We start from the raw sequence: 21,571 nt of genomic DNA, 5'->3' as shown, positions 1-21,571 counted from the left end.
ATTGTATTTGAGTTCTTTATTCTCAATAAAATTTGCTTATTGTCATATACATCCAAAAAAAATTAGCTATGAATTTAAAGTATACAATTACAAAATTTCCAATTTTGCAATATTTAAACCAACCTTTATTCGATTCTACTACTGAATTGATATTAAATCCACGACGATTTCAGTACGTATATAGAGTAGAAATGTTGGAAAGCTGTTGGATTATGGAATGCTACTTACAGAATCGTTTCAAGTAGATAAATGACTTGCTGAGGTTGGCTATCTACTCAAGTAGCAATATTTTCTCACCTAAAGTAACACTTAAGAGCCGAGGTGCATCAATCTTTAAGTAAATATTATTTTTAGCCTGCTTTGAACAATTTTTCTTAAACTACTCTTAACCAAAGCTTAAGCCAATGATATTATAAAGGCTCTTGATAAAGAGAATGCGTTGCCATGTAACAGTCAGTGGCAACGTAATCATTAGGATGAGGAATTGCTAATAGTGAGCAGGGTTAAGAAAAATAGCGAGCAGCAGAAACTGCTGGGAAGATATCTCATTGAAGCCGGTTTTATCAATTCAGAGCAATTGCAAGCAGCACTTGTGGCTCAGCAGTCAGAAAAAAAGCGCATAGGAGAAATCTTAGTAAATCAAGGTTGGGTTAAACGGCAAACGCTTGAGTACCTAGTTGAAAAAGTTGTTTTACCAGAGCGTAATTCTCAGAAAAACTTTGATGTAATTCAAAATCATCAAATTCCACAACAAATAGACGCACAAAAACAGGTATATGTACCACATCAAGTATTAGAAATTTCTGTTCTTCCTCAAAAAACCTTTCGGATACTCCTTTATATTGCAGTTGCCCTTCTATGTGCTCATTTATTAGGGCAATTTACTGAGTACTTTCTACCTGATTACTTTTCTAGAGATTTTCTTGCCGAACTTTTTAACTTAAATCGAGAATTCAATATTCCAACACTTTATGCAACGAGTCTACTGTTAACTAGTTCAATTTTATTAGCAATCATTGCTTATGCTAAGCAAGTAAGAGGCGATCGCTTCGTTCGTTACTGGATGGCACTATCGATAATTTTTCTTTATCTTGCTACTGATGAGATTATTAGTCTTCACGAGCGAACAGTAGAGCCTTTGCGTTCTAAACTCAATACTGGCGGTTTGCTTTATTATACTTGGATAATTCCTGGCGCTATATTTGTCTTACTGTGCTTATTGGTCTTTAGACGGTTTCTCAGAAATTTACCAAGCAAGACTCGTCAACTAATTTTGTTAGCAGGCACAATATTTATAAGTGGTGCACTTGGTGTAGAAGCCGTTGGTGGATACTATGCAGATCTTCACGGCGAACAAAGTATGGTCTATGCGATGATAGCAGGTATTGAAGAATTTTTAGAAATGCTTGGTATTATTGTCTTTATTTACGCATTATTATCATACATAAGTTCAGCAATGAAAGGGTTAAACGTGCGTTTTGCGATTGTTGCGCCTGAACGAATTTTAAACACGCAATTCATTAAACCTCTTGCATAAGTCGAAAAGCGGTGATGTCATTCCCAACGAAATGCAGTGAAGTGCAGAATCTTAAAAGATGTTTCGCGGAGTTCACCCTCGAATGAAGTGAAGGGGTCAACAGGACAGTTTAAGTACTTTTGCAAGAAGTATATTCATTTTAGAATCTAAATAAGTACAAGATTATCACGATGGATCACAGTTTCTGCACCTTCATATCCTAAAATTGTGGCAATTTCTCTAGAGTGTCGCCCACGGATTTGCTGGAGTTCATTGCTACTATAATTAACAACGCCTCTAGCAACTTCATTACCATACTGATCGCATAGCTGCACTGCTTCTTGGCTATCAAATTCTCCCTCAACGGCACTTATTCCTGCCGCTAGTAAAGACTTTCCACCTTGACAAATTGCTGTAAGAGCGCCTGAATCTAGGTAAAGCTTACCAGAAGGAATTAAACCATAGGCGATCCAGCGCTTGCGGGCATTCGTTGGTTGAAGTTGTGGTTCAAATTGTGTCCCTAGCGGTTCGCCTTGCAAAATTCGTTTGATGTTATGAGGAGATCTGCCATCAGTAATTGCAGTACGAACACCCGCAGCAGTAGCAATCCTTGCAGCTGAGACTTTAGTAAGCATACCACCTGTGCCCCATTGCGAACCGCGATCGCCTACTTGTAGATGAGCTAACTGTGTAATATTTTCAACCAGAATAATTGGTTTAGCGTCTGGTACAAAACGCGGGTCGGCAGAATATAGCCGATCGACATCTGTTAGTAAAAATAGCCAATCTGCTTCAATTAAACTTCCAACTAACGCAGACAGCGTATCATTATCGCCAAACTTGAGTTCTTCGACAGCAACTGTGTCATTTTCGTTAACGATAGGAATGACTCCTAAACTCAGCAGTTCCTGAAAAGTGTTATAGGCATTAAGATAGCGACTCCGTTCCATTAGGTCACTACGGGTTAATAGCACCTGCGCTATTGGTTGTTGTAGAGTTGTAAATAAGTCATCGTATACGCGGATTAAACGTCCTTGCCCAACTGCGGCGACTGCTTGTCTTGTTGCGATCGCTCGTGGACGTTCGACTAAACCTAATCGCGCACAACCTACTCCTACTGCTCCAGATGATACCAAAACAACTTTGTGACCTTGCCGTCGCAATTGAGTTAAAACTTCTGCCAACATAGCGATCGTGGAAAGCGCTAGTTGACCTGTTTCAGGTTGTGTCAGACTTGAAGTGCCAATTTTGACAACCAATGTTTGTGGCATTCAGGAAGAGAGGCTCGATCGAGTATTTTAATTATAAATTGTAAAGCGCCAGAACTTCATATCATTGAAGGCTGACGCTCCACATAATTATATAGATATGTATTATGGCAAGGTCTTTATGGGGCTGACCCGTTTTGAACTATCTTCTAGATTTTCAGATATTGACAGCTAACTGCAGAAATTTAATTTTTTCTTAAGATTGTTCTTTTGAAAGCAGCTTATTTTTTCACCGGCTGTTTTTTGGTTGGTAGTGACATGCCAATAAACTGTGACAGCAATACTTCAAAGTTACGTATTGGATGAGAACGAACGGCTTCACCAGGAGTCACAAATGGTTCTACTAAAATCGTAAACATTCCCAAGCGATTTCCTGCCAACACATCAGTAAATAAGCGATCGCCCACCATAGCAACATGCTCAACAGGTAAATTCATAGCAGCTAGCGCCTGCCTTAATTTGCGGCGAGAAGGTTTCACTGCACCATAGATATAAGGAAGATCCAAAGAACGAGCAATACTACCAATGCGCGTATTACTAGTGTTGTTGCTAACTAACCACATTTGGGCAACTTCTCTAGTTTGTGTAACCCAGTGCTGCAAATCTGGAGATGCTTCCGTTACTTTAAAAGGCACAAGAGTGTCATCAACGTCTAACACTAGCCCTTTGATTTGATGCTGCTGCAGAACATCAGGTGTTAAACACAGAACAGAACCTTCAAGAATGAGATCTGGCTGTAATAGTTTGTTCCAATCCATATTCTGCTCAAGGTGAAGATAAAGAAGTCAAGTATACTTTCTTTAGAAAATAATCAGCTACAGTAAGCAAAGTATCTTTTTTAGCCATCTTCCCTTGATTTTGCGCATTATTGACTTCTTGATTGCTGTTGCCTGCGAATTGCTGCTTGTGCTGCTTCGTGTTCCGATAAAGTGCGGCTAAAGACATGAGTGCCATCATAGCGAGCAACAAAATAAAGATAAGGAGTTTCTTCAGGAGCAAGTGTTGCTTGCAAACTGGCAATTCCAGGACTAGCGATCGGAGTTGGTGGTAGCCCTGCATTGATATATGTATTGTAAGGAGAAGGCGTATTGACTTGAGCAAGGGTCAAAGGTTGATCGGCAGTTTGCCGGATACCCAAACCATACTCTACTGTGGGATCTGCTCCTAAAGACAGTCCTTCTTCTAATCTCCGGACAAAAACTCCAGCAATGCGTTGACGTTCGTCAGCTACAACGGCTTCTTTTTCAACAATACTTGCTAGAGTAACCCATTCGCGGATATCAAACTGTGTTTGATTGCGGTGTTGCTCATACACTGGCAGTGCTAATTGCTCAAATCGTTGCAGCATCTGATCAACTACTGCTTGCGGCGTAACTTGATCGCCATTTAGTTTATAGGTATCTGGGTATAAAAAGCCTTCGAGATGAGGTAAGTCTGCAGGAAGCCAAGAGTATTTACTTCGGTCAACAGTACTAGCTACCGCAATAAAATCTGCCGCAGGAAAGAAGCCCTGCGTTTCAAAGTAAGTTGCCATCTGCTGTATCGACCAACCTTCCGGAATTGTAAAGCTTAGCTCGACAACTCTACCTTGCCAAATTTTCTCTGCGATCGCTGTTAATGGCTGCGTTGATGACAGTGCATATGTGCCTGCTTTAAATCCACCATCGGGATTTTGCCATCTTAGCCACCGTGCCCATAAATCCCATGCCCTTGCTGAACGAATTAACCCTGCTGCTTCAAGATCGCGTCCAATTTGCTGGGTTGGTGTACCTTGAGGAATGCGAAACTGTACTACCCTAGCTTCAGCTATTTCGGGTACAGCAGATGCTTCTATCAGCTGCGGTGGTGAACTTACAGAGTTCCACCAATTTTTGCCAGCCAACAGGCTCAATCCTAATGCTACTGGCAGACCTAAAATAAGCGACCACTTGAATATTCTTTGCACCATCTTTGCTAATTGAGCTGGTAGCTACGAACAGCTTAAAACGTTTGCTATGTGCCTACGTGTCAACTATGCACTATTCCATTTCGTCAAATAGCTGTTCTTCTAACTGTGGTTGTACTTTACGAAATTCTTCCGGAGAAAGCAACTCTGGCTTACCAGAACCATTTGCTTTCGCGAAGAACAGCAACGGATCTAGAGGAGTATAAATCGCGTACTCTTGTTCTTCATGATAAAAACTTGCTAATAGCTGCAATTGTTCAGGTTCTAACTCTGTTCCGTTTTCTTCGATTTCCAGCGTAAATAGCTCAGTTTCTTCAACAGGCGGTAACTCGCCAGCAACTGTCAAGGCAAAAGCACTGTGCTTCAGAACTAAATTCTGCTCAGCAAGGACAGCTTCTGCTGTGCTAAAGATGCTCTCAATAGTTTCTTCATCTTCAACAGGAACAGCTTCTTCTTCATCGCCATCACCCTGCCAAGCAAAAATTTCTACTGCGGAATCTACAGGGATCAGTAATAGATATTCTTGACTATCTACATAAAGCGATCGCTCTACATAACAATTCAATTCACGCCCTGTATCATCCGTCAGCGTGACGGAGCTAGCAGGGGATTGCTCATTATCTTCAGAAAATTCGGATGGAAACATAGTCGATAGTAAGAACCGTCAACTTATCTAACAAGAAAATCGTCGGTAAATTAGTTTACCTATACTAGACAAAACCTGCTAATGCAACTTTTTTCTAGGCACTGTTGGTTAGCTTTCAGAATATCACGCTAGTGCACTCAACCAACTACTAGATTTACAGGCTTTTTTCCAAACAGAATCAAACAAAATTAAAAAGGTAATTTCTTTTCAGACTTTCTCTGTGCTGTTAAAGAAGCACGACGTTCGTCTAACCATTGCTGCAGTATCAAAGCAGCGGCTTTACGATCAATAAGTCCTTTGTTCCGAGATGGCGAAATATTTTGTGAGTGCAGTAGCTGCTCAGCTTGAAATGAAGTGAGTCGTTCGTCTACATATTCTAGCGACAACTGTAAAGCTTGAGCGTACCTCGTCGCTAATTTTTGAATTTCTTGAGCTTGCTTACCTAAAGAGCCATCCATAGAATATGGTAAACCAACAACCAATATTTGAACATGACGCTCTTTGGCAAATCTTTTGAGTTGTGCTAGATCCAACTCAAAAGATTTGCGCTCAATTGTTGTCAATCCTGAGGCAATCAAACCTGTGCCATCACATCCAGCAACACCAATTCGCTTACGACCAATATCTAAGCCTAAAGCTGAAATAAAAGATTGCTTTTTCGGTTGCGAACTCACAACAACACTGTTGGGATTTTCGTGAGTGTCAGTGGCTTGCTGCTGAGTAGCTTTAGACATTCGTGTTTTTTGTTTCTCCTTCGTTGTCAAGGTGATGTTGTTGCAAGGAATGTTCTTCAGTGCTACTACTCGGATGTAATGATTCTGATGAAGAACTTACTTTATTCACAAATTGGTATTGCGAGTTCATTTTTATCTTTGAGCGGGCAGACGAAGTTTGTGGTATCCAAGACATACCACCTGGGACAGGTTTACGTGCTGGTTGCAGACCTTGAAGCACTTCAGGCCATTGTAAGCCTTCTAAAGATGCAAACTTAGACTCGCGGATTTTGTGCCAAACTGAGCGCGACATCATAAGTGTATGTTCTACACGCTCAGCACCTATTTGCTCTAAGTATTCCTCTCGTTCTGGTTGATAATCAGCAGAAGCTAGTTGCAAAGATTGTGGTGGTAAATCTTGAACGATTCGTGCAAGTTGAGATAGTAGCTCAGGATAAAGCCAAGTATAGGCAGGGTGTACTGTTAATGTTGCAACGTGTGGTTTTTGGCTTTTACGGCATATTTTCAGCTGAAAGTAACCAATTGCTGCTTTGCGCTGTGGTTCAAATACATAGCCGCTGACGACTTCAGTTCTACTCCGCCATTGTCTTAGTCCTTCAATCAGTGCACCAAGAAGACTAGTCTTAAAATCATGAATTTCGCGGTCAAAGACTTGGCGAACCAGAGGCGGCATTGAGGCAGTATCTAACTGGTAGAGCAACTGAGCATCAGCATTGCTGACAGGCAGCAAGTTTGGCAAATCTGGTTCTCTAGCAGCTAATTCTTGTAATAAGCTCGGCTTAATTTTCCAATAAGTCAACTGTGCCAAAGTTTGGAAACCATTTTGGCGATAGAGAGCCAAGGCATCTTTATTATTAATATTGACTTCTAATAACCACGTGCGAGCTTCACCGATCGCTTCAAAACAGTGACGCAAAAGTTGGGAACCAATTCCTTGGGTGTGAGCTTTGGTGTCTACCGCGACTTGCTGAACTTTCCAAGTACTGCGGGTACGATTAAAAGGGGTGACTTGAATCATCCCTTGAACCTGACGGTATTGCTCAGCTACGTAAATGCAGAAACGGTACTGTAGCGGATTGGGAAAGATGCTCAAACACTTGATTAACCCAAACCAGCGGCGCAGTAAGCTTAGATGCGATCGCCCTGGCGTTTCGGCAGGACTTGATTGATCCACCTCGAATGACTCGGCACTAAGCCGTTCAATGCCCTCAAGGTCTCGGTATTGAACTGGTCTAATGACTAGGCTTTGGTTTTGGGGAGGCATGGAAGTCATGTTAGATCGGGCCGCCATTCAGCCTGAAATTAAAAGGTTTCGCTGCCATTATCTTAACGGCAAAAGCTCAGCGATCGCTGTTCAGCTTAAGTACGGATTTCTTAACCATACAAACAGAAAACAGCAAAATGCCTGCTATGTCTGCTTTCTAAGACATTTTTGCTAGTTATCCGCCACAAAAATTTATTAGTTCTCAGCCTAAATAAAAACCTTGATGCGCGTTCTGCGTGCTTCAAGGTTTCTGAATTATGTTTATTTGATAATCTTTAGAAACTGGTTGCTTTTCGTGTTAGACAGCAGCGCAGTACTATCTAGAATATTCTCTGGCGAGAAATCAACTTTTCAACAGTTGCTTGAGTTTGATGGAGTAACTGTTCGCGGCTATCAATTACCTTTGGCTTGAGGGTGGGAACTAAATTCCGAGCTTGTAAAGTCATATGAAGTTGAAGATGAGCTACATACTCACTGAAATCTTCATGCACCGAATTTTGTTTTAGCTCCTTTGATTGCATTGCCACGGGGTTCTCCTTTCCTAAATTCTGTGCGGGTTCATCCACATCCGCAATTATCACGCGCTATCTCACATTATCTTTCACTTTGCAATGAAGTGTAATGCTTTATGCCGTAGTGTATTAAGAATAGTTACGAAAGAAGGGGCGAGGGGTGAGGGGTAAGGAGTGAGGGGAAGAAAAACATTGAGGAGAAAGGCTCAATTTTCAATTTGTTGCCTTTTCAAATGCAAAGCAACTGCTTGATTTCTTTCCTATCGATAGTTGTGTTTCAGTGTCGATCCGTCTTTTGGGTAAGGAACATAGGTTCTAGATATGCGATCCTTATTATCATAAAGAGTTGCATTTTCAACTTAATTAATGATTTTATTCGGTGGAGATCCGCATGGTGATTTCAGACCCGTGCTTCGGGCAGTAAAAACATATTCTCCGCAAGCAGTTATTTTGCTAGGCGATTTTGACTTAGCGCGATCGCTAGAGGAAGAACTAGCTGCCATTTTGGATAAAACCGAAGTTTGGTTCATTCACGGTAACCACGACGCAGATCAAGATTGTTGGTACGACCATTTGTTTTCATCGCAGCTAGCGCATCGTAATTTACACGGTCGTGTTGTTAAAATTGCTGGTCAGCGAGTTGCTGGATTAGGCGGTGTATTTCGTGCCAAAATCTGGCGTCCTCCTGCTGCCCCGAGATTTCCTAGCCATCATCACTTACTATCAATTTGTGGTAAAGGCGAACGCTGGCGGGGTGGTATTCCTCGCAAACATCATGCCAGCATTTTTTGGCAACACTACAAAGCGCTATCAAATCAACAAGCAGATATTTTAGTGACTCATGAAGCGCCTTCATGCCATTGCTACGGCTTTAAAGAACTTGACGAACTTGCTGAGGCACTAGGAGTAAAAGCTGTGTTCCACGGTCATCACCACGAGCAATATACTAAAACAATTAGTGGCGGTAAGATTCTGGTTCATGGAGTTGCAAAAGCTGGCATCAGCGATCAAGCAGGAAACGTTTTAATACCAGGTAAGTCAGATACTTATAGCAGGGGTCAGAAGTCAGAAGTCAGAGGTCAGAGGACACGCTTTTCTCAGACCTACGGTTCACAAATTAGGGGAACGGAGAGTTATGAGTTATGAATTATAAGTGTTGAGTGTTGAGTTAAGACACTTCTTTTAATAAATGCCTCCGGTATCTTTGTTCGCTTTCCAAAACTCAAGACTTTAATAACGTCCTAACCATATTGATCGTTGGCATAAAATGCGCATCAAAAGTTAGTTTGCCTTTAACGCTTGTTTGACATCTACACCCTCACGCAGTCCGACAGCAATTTTACTATGCTTTTCAATTTGTCCCATGACCTGTTTGGCGCGTTGAATCACCACTGGTGGCAATCCTGCCAAACGTCCTGCCTCAATGCCATAAGATTTATCTGCGCCTCCTGGTTGTACTTGATGTAAAAAGATGATTTGATCGGGTAGTTCTTTCACAGTGACTTGATAATTAGCAACGTTCGGCAAAATTGAAGCGAGTTCATTCAACTCGTGGTAGTGTGTTGCAAAGATCGTCCGCGCTTGAATCTCTGAGGCTAAGTATTCAGCTACTGCCCACGCAATTGAAAGACCATCAAATGTTGCAGTTCCTCTGCCAATTTCATCTAGCAACACGAGCGATCGCGAAGTAGCATGATTGAGAATATTGGCTGTTTCATTCATTTCAACCATAAAAGTTGATTGACCTGTTGCTAAGTCATCTACTGCACCGACCCGCGTAAAAATGCGATCGCAAATCCCCAATCGTGCAGAATTGGCTGGAACAAAACTACCCACCTGTGCCATTAACTGTATCAATCCTACTTGACGCAGATAGCAACTTTTGCCACTTGCATTCGGACCTGTGAGAATAATGAGATCGGGAAATTGGTTTGATGGTGTATTACCTAAACAGGCAGAATTGGGAACGAAAAAGCCTGCAGGTAAAGACTGTTCGACAACAGGGTGACGCCCATCTTTGATAATAATTTCTCGCCCTTCCACCATTTCTGGTCGGCAGTAGCCTTGATAAACTGCTACTTCAGCTAAACCACACAATACATCTGCCGCTGCTACAGCACGCGAAATATTGCGAATCAATTCAGCGTGTTCGGCAACTTCACCACGCAATTGCGTAAACACTTCATACTCTAAGCGATTCAAATCGTCTCTAGCACTAAGGATGCGACTTTCGCGTTCTTTCAACTCAGGAGTGATATATCGTTCTTCATTCGTTAGTGTTTGCTTGCGGATGTAATGCTTGGGAACTTGATCGGCTTTGCTGCGAGAAATACTGATGTAATAACCAAAGGTTTTGTTGTAACCTACCTTCAATGTGGGAATTTCTGTCTTAGCGCGTTCCTCTATTTCTAAATTCGCAATCCATTGCTGATCTGCTTCTACGGTGGTGCGTCTCTCATCAAGTTGTGAATCGACGCCAGGGCGAATTAAGCCGCCTTCAGAAAGTAAAATCGGCGGTGACTCAACAAGATGGTTGCGAAGTTTGACACCTAATTCTTGCAGTATCGATGGGACTTTTTGTAAAGCCCGTAGATATGGCGATTTTGCCGTTTCTACAAGACGAGCAATCTCAGGCAGTCTTGCCAGCGAATCTGCTAAAGCAACAAGATCTCTAGCATTTGCACTACCAGAACCTGCACGACCTGTTAATCTTTCTAGATCGTAAATTTGTCGCAAACAGGCACGTAAATCCTGACGCAGCGAACTATCTTCGATTAATTCTTGAATCGTATCTTGTCGGGCACGAATCCCCTTAATATCTATAAGTGGCTGCAAAAACCAGCGACGCAAGGTTCGTCCACCCATCGCTGTGCTAGTGCGGTCTAATGCCCATAGTAATGAACCATGAAACGTACCATCACGGACTGTTTGCGTTATTTCTAAATTTCGCCGACTTTGGTGATCTAATATTAAGTAATCAGTAATTGTATAGGTGCGTAAGGTTTGTAGCGCAATTGGATTTTCTTTTTGCGTTTCTTCTAGATATTGTAATAAACCACCAGCAGCCCTCACTGCTAGAGGAAGATGTTCGCAACCCAAGCCCTCAAGCGATCGCACTCGAAATTTTTGGACTAAACGCTGTCGCGCTTCTGCTGGAGTAAATGGAGTGTGCGATCGCAGCGCATAGCAAAATGAAGTTGGCAAACAAGATGGCAAATGTTCAGAAGTTTCTCCAGGACGTAGTAAACTTCCTAAATCTGGAGCATTAGTAGGCACTAGCACCTCTGAAGGTTGTAGCCGCATTAATTCTTGCGTTAGCTGCTCTAAGTTACTTTCTTGTGTTGTTAAGAATTCCCCTGTAGAAATATCTGCATAGGCTAATCCCCAATGACTGCCTGCAATGACAACTGCTGCTAAAAAGTTGTTGCACCGTGCTTGCAGCATTCCGTCATCTAAAAGTGTTCCTGGAGTAAGTACCCGCGTGACTTCTCGACGCACTTGACGATGTTGGGCTGCGGCAACTTCTGCATCTTCAACTTGGTCGCAAATTGCGATCGCATAGCCCTTCTCAACTAACATTGCACAATACCGCTCTAGTGCATGATGCGGCACTCCTGTCATTGGCACTCGCCCGATTTCCTTTCCTCCTTCTTTACTCGTCAGGACAAGTTCTAATTCCTGCGAAACCGTCAGCGCATCAAGAAAAAAGGTTTCAAAAAAATCTCCACATCGATACAGTAGTATTGTATTTGGATACTGTTCTTTCACTTTTACAAAGTGCTGGTACATTGGTGAAAGTTTGGTAATATCCAATTTCCGATAGTCAGCGTTACGCAGCATCGGCTTACCATTAAATTCCACGGAAGTAGATGCAGAGGAGGAGGTGTTCATCGCAATCAGTTGTGTGCCTTGGTCTTCGTTTAATTTAATACAGGTAGTTAATCAGTTCACTGATAGCTATCCTAGCTTAGGACAGTATCTGCACATTCAGTTTTTAGTTAGAAAATTTTATTAATACTCGAACATATTATACTATCTTATTTAGTTCTTATTTATATATAAATATTAAAACCGCATTGAGTTTTTAAAAACTTTGTTGAATTAAGTACAATCAAGCAAAATATCCACCTCATTTTTGGTATTTGAGTAAGTGGGCATGATAATTCTTCACATTTTTTATACTAATTCGTGATTAATAGCTAGCTAATCAACTATTATCAATTTCCTCTTTAACAGCTTTTAAGCTATGTTTATTTTCACTTACTTATAGCTAATTCCAATTATTCAATTTAGCATTTGATTCTAATAAAAGTTAAAAATCACAAGAACTTTTTTTAGGTAAAAATACTGCTGTGCTTGATATTTAAATATATGAGACAATAGAAAACAAATGCTAATATTTGGGTTTTAATATTGATAGTTTATATCAAACTGGTACTAACTGCGGTAGTTTGGGGCAGTACATTTATTGCAGGAAGGCTAGTAGTACAAAGTTTAGAACCTTTCTCAGCAGCATTTTGTCGTTTTGCTGTTTCCTCAATTTGTCTGCTACTACTCACATTAAAAATAGAGGGACACCTACCTCAACTTCAAAAGAAGCAACTTTTGCAAGTTTTTCTACTGGGAATGACAGGAGTTTTTGCATATAATGCATTCTTTTTTTTTGGCTTACAAACTATTGCAGCTAGTCGTGCTGCATTAATTGTTGCCTTAAATCCTACCTTTATTGCGCTTGGTTCTGTCTTGTTTTTTAAAGAGAAACTTACTACTTTAAAAACAATAGGAATTATTACTTCTCTGTTAGGAGCAGCTCTAGCAATTAGTAGAGGAATGCTAGATACTTTAGATAATAATTTAAGTTTGGGAGACTTTTTTCTTTTTGGATGCGTATTTAGCTGGGTTGCTTATACGCTAATTGGTAAAATTGCGATGCAGCAGCTTTCTCCTTTAGTCGCAACAACTTATGCTTGTCTTATTGGTACAGTTGCCTTATTTATTCCAGCTGCAATAGAGGGGTTTCTTCAAGAATTGATTCAGATTGATTTGGCAACTTGGTTAGTTATTTTATATTTAGGATTTTTAAGTTCTGCGCTTGGCTTTATTTGGTATTCTGAAGGCGTAAAAGCGATTGGACCTGCTAAAGCTGCAATTTTTATCAATTTAGTACCCGTATCAGCAATTTTGCTAGCAGCAGTTCTATTACAAGAAGAAATCACTCTTAGCTTGTTAATGGGGGGTGCTTTAGTAGTGGTAGGAGTATTGCTTACGAATAAGGCTTAAGCTTAATAAAGTCTAGCAAGATTTTTTGATGAGGAGCGCCTAAAGGCTTATATTCGCCAGCTTTTGCAGAATAACATTCACCTTGTAAAACTTGTTGAGGTGTTAGCAAACCCATATCCCATCCCTCATTGAGAACAAGTTGATCGAGTTCTACAGTTAATGGTGCGTGATAAACATGACGTACAACTTTTTCATCGTAATAGCAGCTAAAGTTTAGGATCGCTGGTGGAGTGTAGTTGATTTCCTCTTGTAGTTCTCGTATTATTGCAACTTCGGGGACTTCTCCAGATTCAATGTGTCCGCCAAATAAACCCCAATGACCTGGATAAAGAATTCCAGGAATATTATCGCGTAATTGCATGAGAAATTGATTCTGGCGATAGAGAACAGCGATCGCAACATGAATTTTCTGATCGTTCATACGTTAGTTTACTGGGAAGGAATACGTTCAAGTTGGCGGTGTTCTTCGACATAAGCCTCACCAAAATCTTGTTCTGCAACAGGAATACTGTGATAGCGTAGCTTTCCTTCAATTAAAACTCGATCTGCAAGTTGAATGTTCCGTTGATTAGTTAACACCCAAATTGTGCCACTAGAGTCTTGAACTTGGTAAGCCAACCAATCGACTAAAGGAACCAGCGCCGCAACTTTACCCTGAACATAGATTGTTTTGTCTTGATCGCGCGTTGGTTCAATATCACCAATTTGAGAAACATCAACTCCAAAACCTACATTAATGCTGTTGAGTGCAGAAGGTACACCGCTACAGCCAAGTAGACCAGTCAGCAAGAGAGAAGGTAGAATGTATAGAGGTTTCAGTTGTGGCGCGATCGCCTGACGAAGAAATTGCATAGTCATTGGCACCATCACAACTAATGAAGTAAGTAGATTTCAATCGTATGCGGAGAAATTGCGATCGCCCAGTATTGTTAGAAAAAATTAGTTTCGATTAGACGTATGGCAGGGTCAGGGGTCAGAGGACGCGCTTTTCTCAGACCTTTGGTTCAGGGTTAAAAGCGAGATTTGGAAATGGCTTTGAGCATCTTGAAGATCCTAACCGTGTTGACCATTGCCATAATACTTTTGATGCGAGTACAAGGTTACTCAATGTAGCTTTGCTAAAGGAAGGTGCCAAGAATGGTTATGAAGCAAGCACAATTGTTGAATGGTAAAGCTTTGGCGCAACGTCTTCAAAGCGAACTCAAAGAACAAATTCAAACTCAAAATCAATTTAATCGTCCACCTGGCTTAGCAGTATTGATGGTAGGAGATAATCCTGCGAGTGCTGCATATGTTCGTAACAAAGAACGCGCTTGCACTAATGTAGGAATTGCTTCGTTTGGGCAGCATTTTGAAATTGAAGTGACGCAGGCAGAATTAGAACAGACAATTCACCGTCTTAATCAAGATGAACGAGTTGACGGCATTTTAGTGCAGTTACCTTTGCCAGGACACTTAGATGCAGTTGCGCTGCTACTCCAAATCGATCCTGACAAAGATGCAGATGGACTGCATCCCACTAACTTAGGAAAACTTGTGCGAGGAGAACAAGGTTTACGTAGCTGTACTCCAGCAGGAGTGATGCGGTTGTTGCAAGAATATCAAATTCCGCTAAAAGGTAAGCAAGCTGTTGTTGTTGGGCGTAGTATTTTAGTTGGGAAGCCTTTAGCTTTGATGCTACTCGCAGAAGATGCTACAGTGACAATCGCTCATTCCCGATCGCAAAATTTAGGTGCAATAACGCGGTCTGCGGATATTTTAATCGGTGCTGTTGGTCGTCCTGGACTAATTACAGTGGATATGGTAAAACCTGGGGCGGTTGTTGTCGATGTAGGAATTAATCGCGTTACTGATGGAAGTGGTAGTAGCCGCTTGGTAGGCGATGTAGACTTCGATGCCGTGCAGAATGTGGCAGAGTATATTACTCCTGTTCCTGGGGGAATTGGCCCAATGACTGTAGCGATGTTATTACAAAATACGGTTACAAGTTATCTGCAACGCCATCAGTGAACAACATCAAATTTAGCTAGTTACCGATGATTAAAGCGGTGACTAGTGATTAGTGACTATCGACTAACCACTAGCAGTATTGCCGATAGCTTAGTTATTTGAACAGAGATGATATGACAAATGCTGAATTTGTCATTCATAAACTTCCCAAAGCCCCGTAAAATTGTTACGGATACCACAGCAGCTGAAGGAACTCAGGAATGGTAGTAACGGATAACCTACAAACGCCTCAAGAAAAAGTACCATTTGACCTACCAGCTTATTTACAACAGCGGCAATCTCAAGTTGAAGCAGCGCTTGATCGTGCCCTGCCAGTCACTTATCCAGAGAAGATTTATGAGGCAATGCGCTACTCACTATTAGCTGGCGGTAAACGGCTACGTCCAATTCTGTGTCTTGCAACCTGCGAACTTACTGGAGGTACAGCAGAAATGGCAACACCAACAGCTTGTGCTGTGGAGATGATTCACACGATGTCATTAATCCACGACGATCTGCCAGCAATGGATAATGATGATTATCGACGCGGGAGGTTGACAAATCACAAAGTTTATGGAGAGGACATTGCAATTCTGGCAGGAGATGGTTTATTAGCCTACGCATTTGAGTACGTTGCGGCTAGGACAGAAAATGTGCCAGCACAGCAAGTTTTACAAGTGATTAGTCGCCTAGGACGTGCTGTTGGTGCTGCAGGTCTAGTTGGCGGTCAGGTTGTCGATCTAGAATCAGAAGGCAAAGCAGATGTCTCAATTGACACGCTAAACTTTATTCACAATCACAAAACTGCAGCTTTGTTAGAAGCTTGTGTTGTTTGTGGGGCGATTTTAGCGGGTGCGCCAGAAGCAGATTTGCAACGGTTAACGCGCTATGCACAAAATATTGGGTTAGCATTTCAGATTGTTGATGATATTTTGGATATTACTGCGACTCAAGAAGAACTCGGTAAAACTGCTGGTAAAGATTTACAAGCACAAAAAGCAACTTATCCGAGTATTTGGGGCTTGGAGGAATCTCAGCGTCAAGCACAACAACTGATTCAAGCGGCAATTGCGGAACTTGATTCTTTTGGAGAAAGAGCACTTCCGCTACAAGCGATCGCCAAATTTATCACTAGCCGCACGCACTAAAGCTATCAGCTATCAGCCTATCTTTTAACCGACATCAAAACACCATGCAGGACTTTGGCGACATTCTAGACAACAGTGTAATGCTGGTTGCTGTAATAGCTTGTCTCATCGCTCAAGCATCAAAGCTCGTCATAGAATTAATCAAAAATCACAAGTTTGATATGCGCGTTCTTGTCACAACTGGCGGAATGCCTAGCGCACATTCAGCACTCGTTACAGCCTTAGCTACAGGTATTGGTCAAACTTCTGGGTGGGCAAGTAGTGAGTTTGCGATCGCTACCATTTTTGCCATTATCGTGATGTACGATGCTGCTGGAGTTCGTCAAGCGGCAGGTAAACAAGCACGCATTTTGAATCAAATGATTGACGAACTATTCCACGAACACAAAGAATTTAATGAAGACCGACTCAAAGAATTACTTGGACATACACCTTTTCAAGTGATTGTTGGATCAGTTCTCGGCGTAACAATTTCTTGGTTAGCAAGTCCGGCATATTAGTAGGGGCGAGGAGTGAGGAGTGAGGAGCGAGGGAATTATTAATAGTACTCTCTAATTGAAAGTAAAATTTTACGGTGAAGCTTTGGGGCGGATGAGGGTAACTTGGCGACTATTGACTAACAAAGCATAAAAGCCCTGATCGCTGAGTCTTTTTAACGTTTCAGTCGCTTTGTTTTGATCGCTTGTATGTAGTGCGAGTAAGTAAGGGCGCTGGACATATGAAGTTAAACCGACGTCAGTCCCTAAAAATTGCTGTACCTGTGCTGCAGTTTCGGGACGGTTGAAATATTCAACTAACACCGCATATCCTGCACCTAAAGGCTGGGGATCTGCTAGTGTTGATGCTTGTGGGTTTGTACTAGGACGGACAACAAAGGCTGCTACCCCTAAGGAGCGAATCGATTGTACTTGCGAGTTGGCATTGTCTAATTGTGTAAAAGTGCCAGTGCGCGTTACTGTCTCGTTGAGATAGCGGCAAACGATAGTATTAGTATTAGGTGGCAAAGCACGACGTAGTTTTTCTTGTGCTGCTGGCGTTGGCGATCGCACTAATACAAGATATTCGCCCGTTCTTGGTGGCTGGCAATCAGGAGGAGTTGATTGAGCCACTGCCACATTCATACTCATAACCCAACGGACAGCAGAGAGTACAATTAAGCCGAGTAGTGGCATCGCTCCACGTTGGTACATAGCCTCCTCACTGATATTGCTTTTCATTTTATGACGACATTGACGCCAGCGAAGCTAAGGGATTAGGAATTGTCTGTGACGGTGCTTGAAATTCTCCTGTGATGACGTACTCTAATCGTAATTTCAGCCAAGTAATAAATTGAGAACTCGTAGAAATCACCGCTGCAGCAGGTTGAGGACATTTAGCTTTGATTTGTGCCATTTCAGGTGCTTCTAAAAAGGCTGGCTGCAGGACTAACCAGAAATCGATTTCTTTTTCTTGTTCGTGATAATTGCGCGTGCGTTCTCTGAGAACCTCATCCAATGGTTCTTCTTCTACGAGAAAGCGCTGACTTGCCAGAACGTAGTAGTAAGTTTGCATATTGGAGACTAGAAAATAGGACGCAGGGAGTAGTTATTATCTCACCTTTCATTTACTGATTTAAGGAGAACTTTATAACTCTCCACGAATTGCTTGTTTCATCTCACGAACAGCACGTTCTAAACCAACTAAAGCTGCTCGACTAACAATTGTATGACCAATATTGAGTTCTTCCATACCTGAAATACAAGCCACGGCATAGACGTTCCAATACGTCAATCCATGTCCAGCATTGACGCGTAACCCCGATGCGATCGCTTGTTCGGCACCTTGAGAAAGGACTGTAAGTTCTTGTTGTCTATTTGCTTCGTTGTGGGCTTCTGCATAACGCCCAGTATGTAACTCAATAAATTGAGCTTTAGTCTTGACAGATGCTTCAATTTGTGCGCGATCAGCATCAATAAACAAACTAACAGGAATATCGGCAGACTGTAACTTGTCTACGACCTCGTTCATACGTTCGAGTTGACCAACAATATCTAATCCACCTTCAGTTGTAACTTCCTCGCGTTTTTCGGGAACAAGAGTCACGTAATCCGGTTTAATATCAAGTGCGATCGCCACCATTTCATCAGTAGCTGCCATTTCTAAATTTAAGTGCGTTCGTACAGTTTGCCGCAACAACTGCACATCTCTTTGTTGAATATGTCGTCTATCTTCGCGTAAATGTACAGTAATCCCGTCAGCGCCTCCCAATTCGGCAAGGACTGCTGCTGCGACAGGATCGGGTTCTACAGTTCGTCGTGCTTGTCTAATTGTTGCAATATGATCGATATTGACTCCCAATGTAGGCAATCTAACTTCTCCTAGCATTTATAAGTTCCAGCACTAGATTGTAGCGAAAATCTCCAAAAATCAGTGTGTACTCTTGTGTGGCATAGGTGTCCCGCTGCCGAAAAGTTAGGGATCAAACTACCGCCAAAATTTAATTTGACCTTCCTTGTCGCCACTAATTATCGTTTGATCGTCAGGGCTAATTGCCACAGAGTAAACATCCTCAGGATGTCCTTGAAAGGTATGTAATAACTGACCTGTACGCAAACTCCACAATTTGACTTCGCGATCTTCAGCACCACTGACTAGAAACTGACCATCAGCGCTAATTGCTACTGAGTTTACATGATCTGTATGTCCGTGCAAAGTTCGTACTAATTTACCTGTGTGTATGTTCCAAACTTCAACAGTTTCGTCATTACTACCACTGATTAATGTTTGTCCATCAGGGCTAATGGCAACAGTAATAATCTTACTTTTGTGTGCAGCCAGAGTGCGAATTAGTTTACCTGTATTAACATCCCAAATGTTAATGTCTTGACCTTGACCGCCACTCGCTAAGGTTTGTCCGTCAGGACTCAGTGCAATTGTTCTCAACCGCGGTGTCTCTGCTGCAAAGCTTCGCAGTAACTCTCCAGACTGTAAATTCCAAACTTTGATAGTGTTATTACCATCAGCGCTCAATAGAGTATTACCATCTTGGCTAATTGAAACTGCCCAAACGGTATCTTGCGATCCATTCATAGTTCGGATCAGTTCACCTGTTTCCAGGTTCCATACTTTAATTGTTTTATCGCCACTACCACTCACTAATGATTTACCATCAGGAGCGATCGCAACTGACCAAACTGCAGCAGTATGTCCAGATAACGTACGCAATGGTCTGCCACTTGGCAAATGCCAAATTCTAATTGTTGTGTCGCCGCTGCTGCTGACGAGGGTTTGACCATCCTGAGTTGTCGCCAGTGACCAAACAGTCTTGGAGTGATCGAGGCGTGTTTGAGCAGTTTGATTGTAGTCTCTGGGTGCAGCAACGAGAGATTCACCAAAAGGCAACTGTAACAATTGTTGTCGTTGCAGAATATAGGTTGCTCCCACTAAAGTGACAAGCGTTGTCAAGCTAACCCCTAAAAGCAGGCGGATGCTTCTATGTTGGAGTATTGGTGCAAAGATTGCCCTACTAGCTTGATGTATTTGTAGTTCTTCGCGGCGTGAGTGTATCTCTGATATAGGGACAAGTAAGATTCTGCTATTGTGTGTACTCAGAATTACTGGTTCTATATTAGCTGCAGTTGCTTCTGCTTTGCGACTGACATATTCGTGCAACTCATCAACTGCAATCTGGCGATCGCCATCTAAATCAGCCGCACCTTCTAAACCTTCAACAAGGTAACGCGTATAAGTAGAAAGGTCATTTCCTTTATTTTGAAAGAATGATTGAGTTACAGAAGATAAGAAAATAGTTCTATTGTTACCTCCAAGTTGCCTAGCAACATCATCAGAGATACGAGCCTGTGCTGCAACGACATTCACTGCAGCTTGAATAAAGCAACAATCCAAAATAACTACTTGCTGCGTCGCTCGGCTGTCATTCATAACATCTTGAATAAAACCAGCCGGTACTACTGTTGATTTAATAAGTTCCCTTTGAGGATTTTTACTAGTACTATTTGTCGCAAAATATAATTTATTACTGTAGTCTCTGATACAGTAGCCAGAAAAATAAAGTAATACTAAATCATCACTTTGACGCGCCTTATCTCGAAATAAAGCCTCAAGTGCTGCTTGCATGCTCAGAGGTTCAGGGTTTTGTAGAATTTCTACTTCATCAAATCCTAAATCTGGGTTTTGCAGAACACGTTGCATTGCCTCGACATCTTTTACTGCACCAGGTAAGGTGTTAAAGCCAGTACCGTGGCGGCTAACTCCAATAAGTAGTGCAAATTTAGCCATTATAATTTCCTACATTTGCCAGAGATGCTAACCCCAAAAAAGAACACTAACGCAACTTAATTGATTTGCTTAAACTTTAAACTTTCTTTAAAAATTTAGCAGTTGCTTCATGAAATCTTTATTTAAAAAAACATATGGGCTAACTTTTACTTACTAAAAATTTATCAAAAAAAGCATCTCTATACTAGAGATAGTTAATTGTTTTTCGTGAAAGTTGTTTACAGCTTACCTTGGTTACTGCAGGCAAATGAAATAACTCTCATCCAAACGACTAACCGTAACTTTTGTGAAAATTGTATTTTCTTTTTTTAACAAACTTGTAGTCATATTGCTTACATCGCGATCGCTGTCTTTAGTTATCTTACCTTTTCCTAAGCATTAACAAGCTTGTTACTATCTCTACTAAAAGGCATATGACTACTCTTATTACCCAAAATAAAGATTACCACGTTGATTTTGACCATTGGTTGCATTTTGGGAGCAATTCTATAGTCTTTAACTCAATTATCCAAATGGAAGGGTAGCGCTATTAGCATTAAATTTGCGATTGTGTGTGATTTATCATCAAAATTAGGGCTAAGTTAGATATCACTTTATCCAGTAAATTTAAGACTTCCCATTTGTACATTAGACAGCTTGTATGAATGCCATCATAAATAAATTTGCAACTAAATAAACTCTACCTACCTTTATGAACTTACTATAAAACTCTTACCAAAATTGTGTTTCTGCGCACTGCCTTTGAGTAGCTTTGACTTTATTTGAAGAGCATCTGTGATTTCTGCAAGAGATTTATTTTTAGCGAAGTCATCTATTTATAATTTTCAATTTAAATTGAATCAGTAAATTATCAATTTGCTACGGAAAGAGTATGTTTTTTACTATTGAATTGTCCATGTTTCATATTTCGTATAACTAACATTCTGAAAGGAAAGACTCAAGTGATAGCATCAGAGTCATTTGACCTTGTACGCCATCGATGCTAGTAGAG

Annotated in this window: 20 protein-coding genes; 6 read left to right on the top strand and 14 right to left on the bottom strand. The window is 41.3% G+C overall.

All coding sequences use genetic code 11. The annotated features are described in order from the left end of the window. The first annotated feature begins 493 nt into the window (after positions 1-493). Positions 494-1,537: a hypothetical protein gene (locus IQ230_RS08515; RefSeq protein WP_193931586.1), complete on the top strand. Its 1,044-nt coding sequence runs from the start codon at positions 494-496 to the stop codon at positions 1,535-1,537. Positions 1,538-1,683: 146 nt separating this feature from the next. On the opposite strand, the gene proB is transcribed toward IQ230_RS08515, so the two are convergent. The 7 genes from proB to IQ230_RS08480 all read right to left on the bottom strand — a co-directional run bounded on the left by proB (position 1,684) and on the right by IQ230_RS08480 (position 7,894). After that, positions 1,684-2,787 carry a glutamate 5-kinase gene (proB, locus tag IQ230_RS08510; RefSeq protein ID WP_193931585.1) on the bottom strand — a complete coding sequence of 368 codons (1,104 nt, stop codon included), beginning with the start codon at positions 2,785-2,787 and terminating at the stop codon, positions 1,684-1,686. Between the two features lie 218 nt (positions 2,788-3,005). After that, positions 3,006-3,542 (bottom strand): YqeG family HAD IIIA-type phosphatase, encoded by a 537-nt coding sequence (locus IQ230_RS08505; RefSeq protein ID WP_193931584.1) that lies wholly within the window; start codon positions 3,540-3,542, stop codon positions 3,006-3,008. 107 nt (positions 3,543-3,649) lie between these two features. Further along, entirely contained in the window at positions 3,650-4,732 is a 1,083-nt protein-coding gene (gene mltG, locus IQ230_RS08500; protein WP_193931583.1) for an endolytic transglycosylase MltG, read from the bottom strand. A 70-nt stretch (positions 4,733-4,802) separates the two neighbouring features. Next, entirely contained in the window at positions 4,803-5,375 is a 573-nt protein-coding gene (locus IQ230_RS08495; protein WP_193931582.1) for a DUF3727 domain-containing protein, read from the bottom strand. Between the two features lie 188 nt (positions 5,376-5,563). Then, complete coding sequence (gene ruvX / locus IQ230_RS08490) at positions 5,564-6,109, bottom strand: Holliday junction resolvase RuvX (RefSeq protein ID WP_193931581.1); 546 nt, start codon at positions 6,107-6,109, stop codon at positions 5,564-5,566. Further along, positions 6,102-7,382 (bottom strand): GNAT family N-acetyltransferase, encoded by a 1,281-nt coding sequence (locus tag IQ230_RS08485; RefSeq protein WP_407646629.1) that lies wholly within the window; start codon positions 7,380-7,382, stop codon positions 6,102-6,104. Before IQ230_RS08485 ends, ruvX begins: the two co-directional genes overlap by 8 nt. A gap of 311 nt (positions 7,383-7,693) precedes the next feature. Beyond that, positions 7,694-7,894 (bottom strand): hypothetical protein, encoded by a 201-nt coding sequence (locus IQ230_RS08480; RefSeq protein WP_099701983.1) that lies wholly within the window; start codon positions 7,892-7,894, stop codon positions 7,694-7,696. Positions 7,895-8,251: 357 nt separating this feature from the next. Between IQ230_RS08480 and IQ230_RS08475 the strand changes: the two genes are divergently transcribed. Continuing rightward, positions 8,252-9,031: a metallophosphoesterase family protein gene (locus IQ230_RS08475; RefSeq protein WP_193931579.1), complete on the top strand. Its 780-nt coding sequence runs from the start codon at positions 8,252-8,254 to the stop codon at positions 9,029-9,031. 135 nt (positions 9,032-9,166) lie between these two features. On the opposite strand, the gene mutS is transcribed toward IQ230_RS08475, so the two are convergent. Then, positions 9,167-11,725: a DNA mismatch repair protein MutS gene (gene mutS, locus IQ230_RS08470; RefSeq protein ID WP_193931626.1), complete on the bottom strand. Its 2,559-nt coding sequence runs from the start codon at positions 11,723-11,725 to the stop codon at positions 9,167-9,169. A gap of 573 nt (positions 11,726-12,298) precedes the next feature. Between mutS and IQ230_RS08465 the strand changes: the two genes are divergently transcribed. Further along, positions 12,299-13,165, top strand: a complete 867-nt coding sequence (locus tag IQ230_RS08465) for a DMT family transporter (protein ID WP_193931578.1) — start codon at positions 12,299-12,301, stop codon at positions 13,163-13,165. Here IQ230_RS08465 and IQ230_RS08460 read toward each other — a convergent pair. Together IQ230_RS08460 and IQ230_RS08455 are read right to left on the bottom strand one after the other, a co-directional pair. Beyond that, positions 13,149-13,586, bottom strand: coding sequence for an NUDIX hydrolase (locus tag IQ230_RS08460; protein ID WP_193931577.1), 438 nt, complete (start codon positions 13,584-13,586; stop codon positions 13,149-13,151). The two genes, IQ230_RS08465 and IQ230_RS08460, sit on opposite strands and share 17 nt — an antisense overlap. 8 nt (positions 13,587-13,594) lie before the next feature. Next, positions 13,595-14,023, bottom strand: coding sequence for a hypothetical protein (locus tag IQ230_RS08455; RefSeq protein ID WP_193931576.1), 429 nt, complete (start codon positions 14,021-14,023; stop codon positions 13,595-13,597). Positions 14,024-14,302: 279 nt separating this feature from the next. Between IQ230_RS08455 and folD the strand changes: the two genes are divergently transcribed. From folD to IQ230_RS08440, 3 genes are all read left to right on the top strand, one after another. Next, positions 14,303-15,175 carry a bifunctional methylenetetrahydrofolate dehydrogenase/methenyltetrahydrofolate cyclohydrolase FolD gene (folD, locus tag IQ230_RS08450; RefSeq protein ID WP_193931575.1) on the top strand — a complete coding sequence of 291 codons (873 nt, stop codon included), beginning with the start codon at positions 14,303-14,305 and terminating at the stop codon, positions 15,173-15,175. Positions 15,176-15,375: 200 nt separating this feature from the next. Further along, positions 15,376-16,302, top strand: coding sequence for a geranylgeranyl diphosphate synthase CrtE (crtE, locus tag IQ230_RS08445; protein WP_193931574.1), 927 nt, complete (start codon positions 15,376-15,378; stop codon positions 16,300-16,302). A 44-nt stretch (positions 16,303-16,346) separates the two neighbouring features. Then, the gene (locus IQ230_RS08440) at positions 16,347-16,802 is read left to right on the top strand and encodes a divergent PAP2 family protein (RefSeq protein WP_193931573.1); all 456 of its coding nucleotides are present in this window, start codon (positions 16,347-16,349) and stop codon (positions 16,800-16,802) included. Positions 16,803-16,871: 69 nt separating this feature from the next. Here IQ230_RS08440 and IQ230_RS08435 read toward each other — a convergent pair whose 3' ends face one another. From IQ230_RS08435 to IQ230_RS08420, 4 genes are all read right to left on the bottom strand, one after another. Next, positions 16,872-17,492, bottom strand: a complete 621-nt coding sequence (locus IQ230_RS08435; RefSeq protein ID WP_228054693.1) for a hypothetical protein — start codon at positions 17,490-17,492, stop codon at positions 16,872-16,874. A gap of 28 nt (positions 17,493-17,520) precedes the next feature. Continuing rightward, positions 17,521-17,853 carry an MgPME-cyclase complex family protein gene (locus tag IQ230_RS08430; protein ID WP_193931572.1) on the bottom strand — a complete coding sequence of 111 codons (333 nt, stop codon included), beginning with the start codon at positions 17,851-17,853 and terminating at the stop codon, positions 17,521-17,523. A gap of 72 nt (positions 17,854-17,925) precedes the next feature. Further along, the gene (locus IQ230_RS08425; protein WP_193931624.1) at positions 17,926-18,648 is read right to left on the bottom strand and encodes a pyridoxine 5'-phosphate synthase; all 723 of its coding nucleotides are present in this window, start codon (positions 18,646-18,648) and stop codon (positions 17,926-17,928) included. Positions 18,649-18,765: 117 nt separating this feature from the next. Beyond that, positions 18,766-20,580 (bottom strand): caspase family protein, encoded by a 1,815-nt coding sequence (locus tag IQ230_RS08420; protein WP_193931571.1) that lies wholly within the window; start codon positions 20,578-20,580, stop codon positions 18,766-18,768. Positions 20,581-21,571: the final 991 nt, after the last annotated feature.

This window comes from Gloeocapsopsis crepidinum LEGE 06123, assembly GCF_015207655.1.
Taxonomy (GTDB): domain Bacteria; phylum Cyanobacteriota; class Cyanobacteriia; order Cyanobacteriales; family Chroococcidiopsidaceae; genus Gloeocapsopsis; species Gloeocapsopsis crepidinum.
The sequence above is the reverse complement of the archived record's forward strand: the minus strand, read 5'-3'. Positions and strand labels throughout refer to the sequence as shown.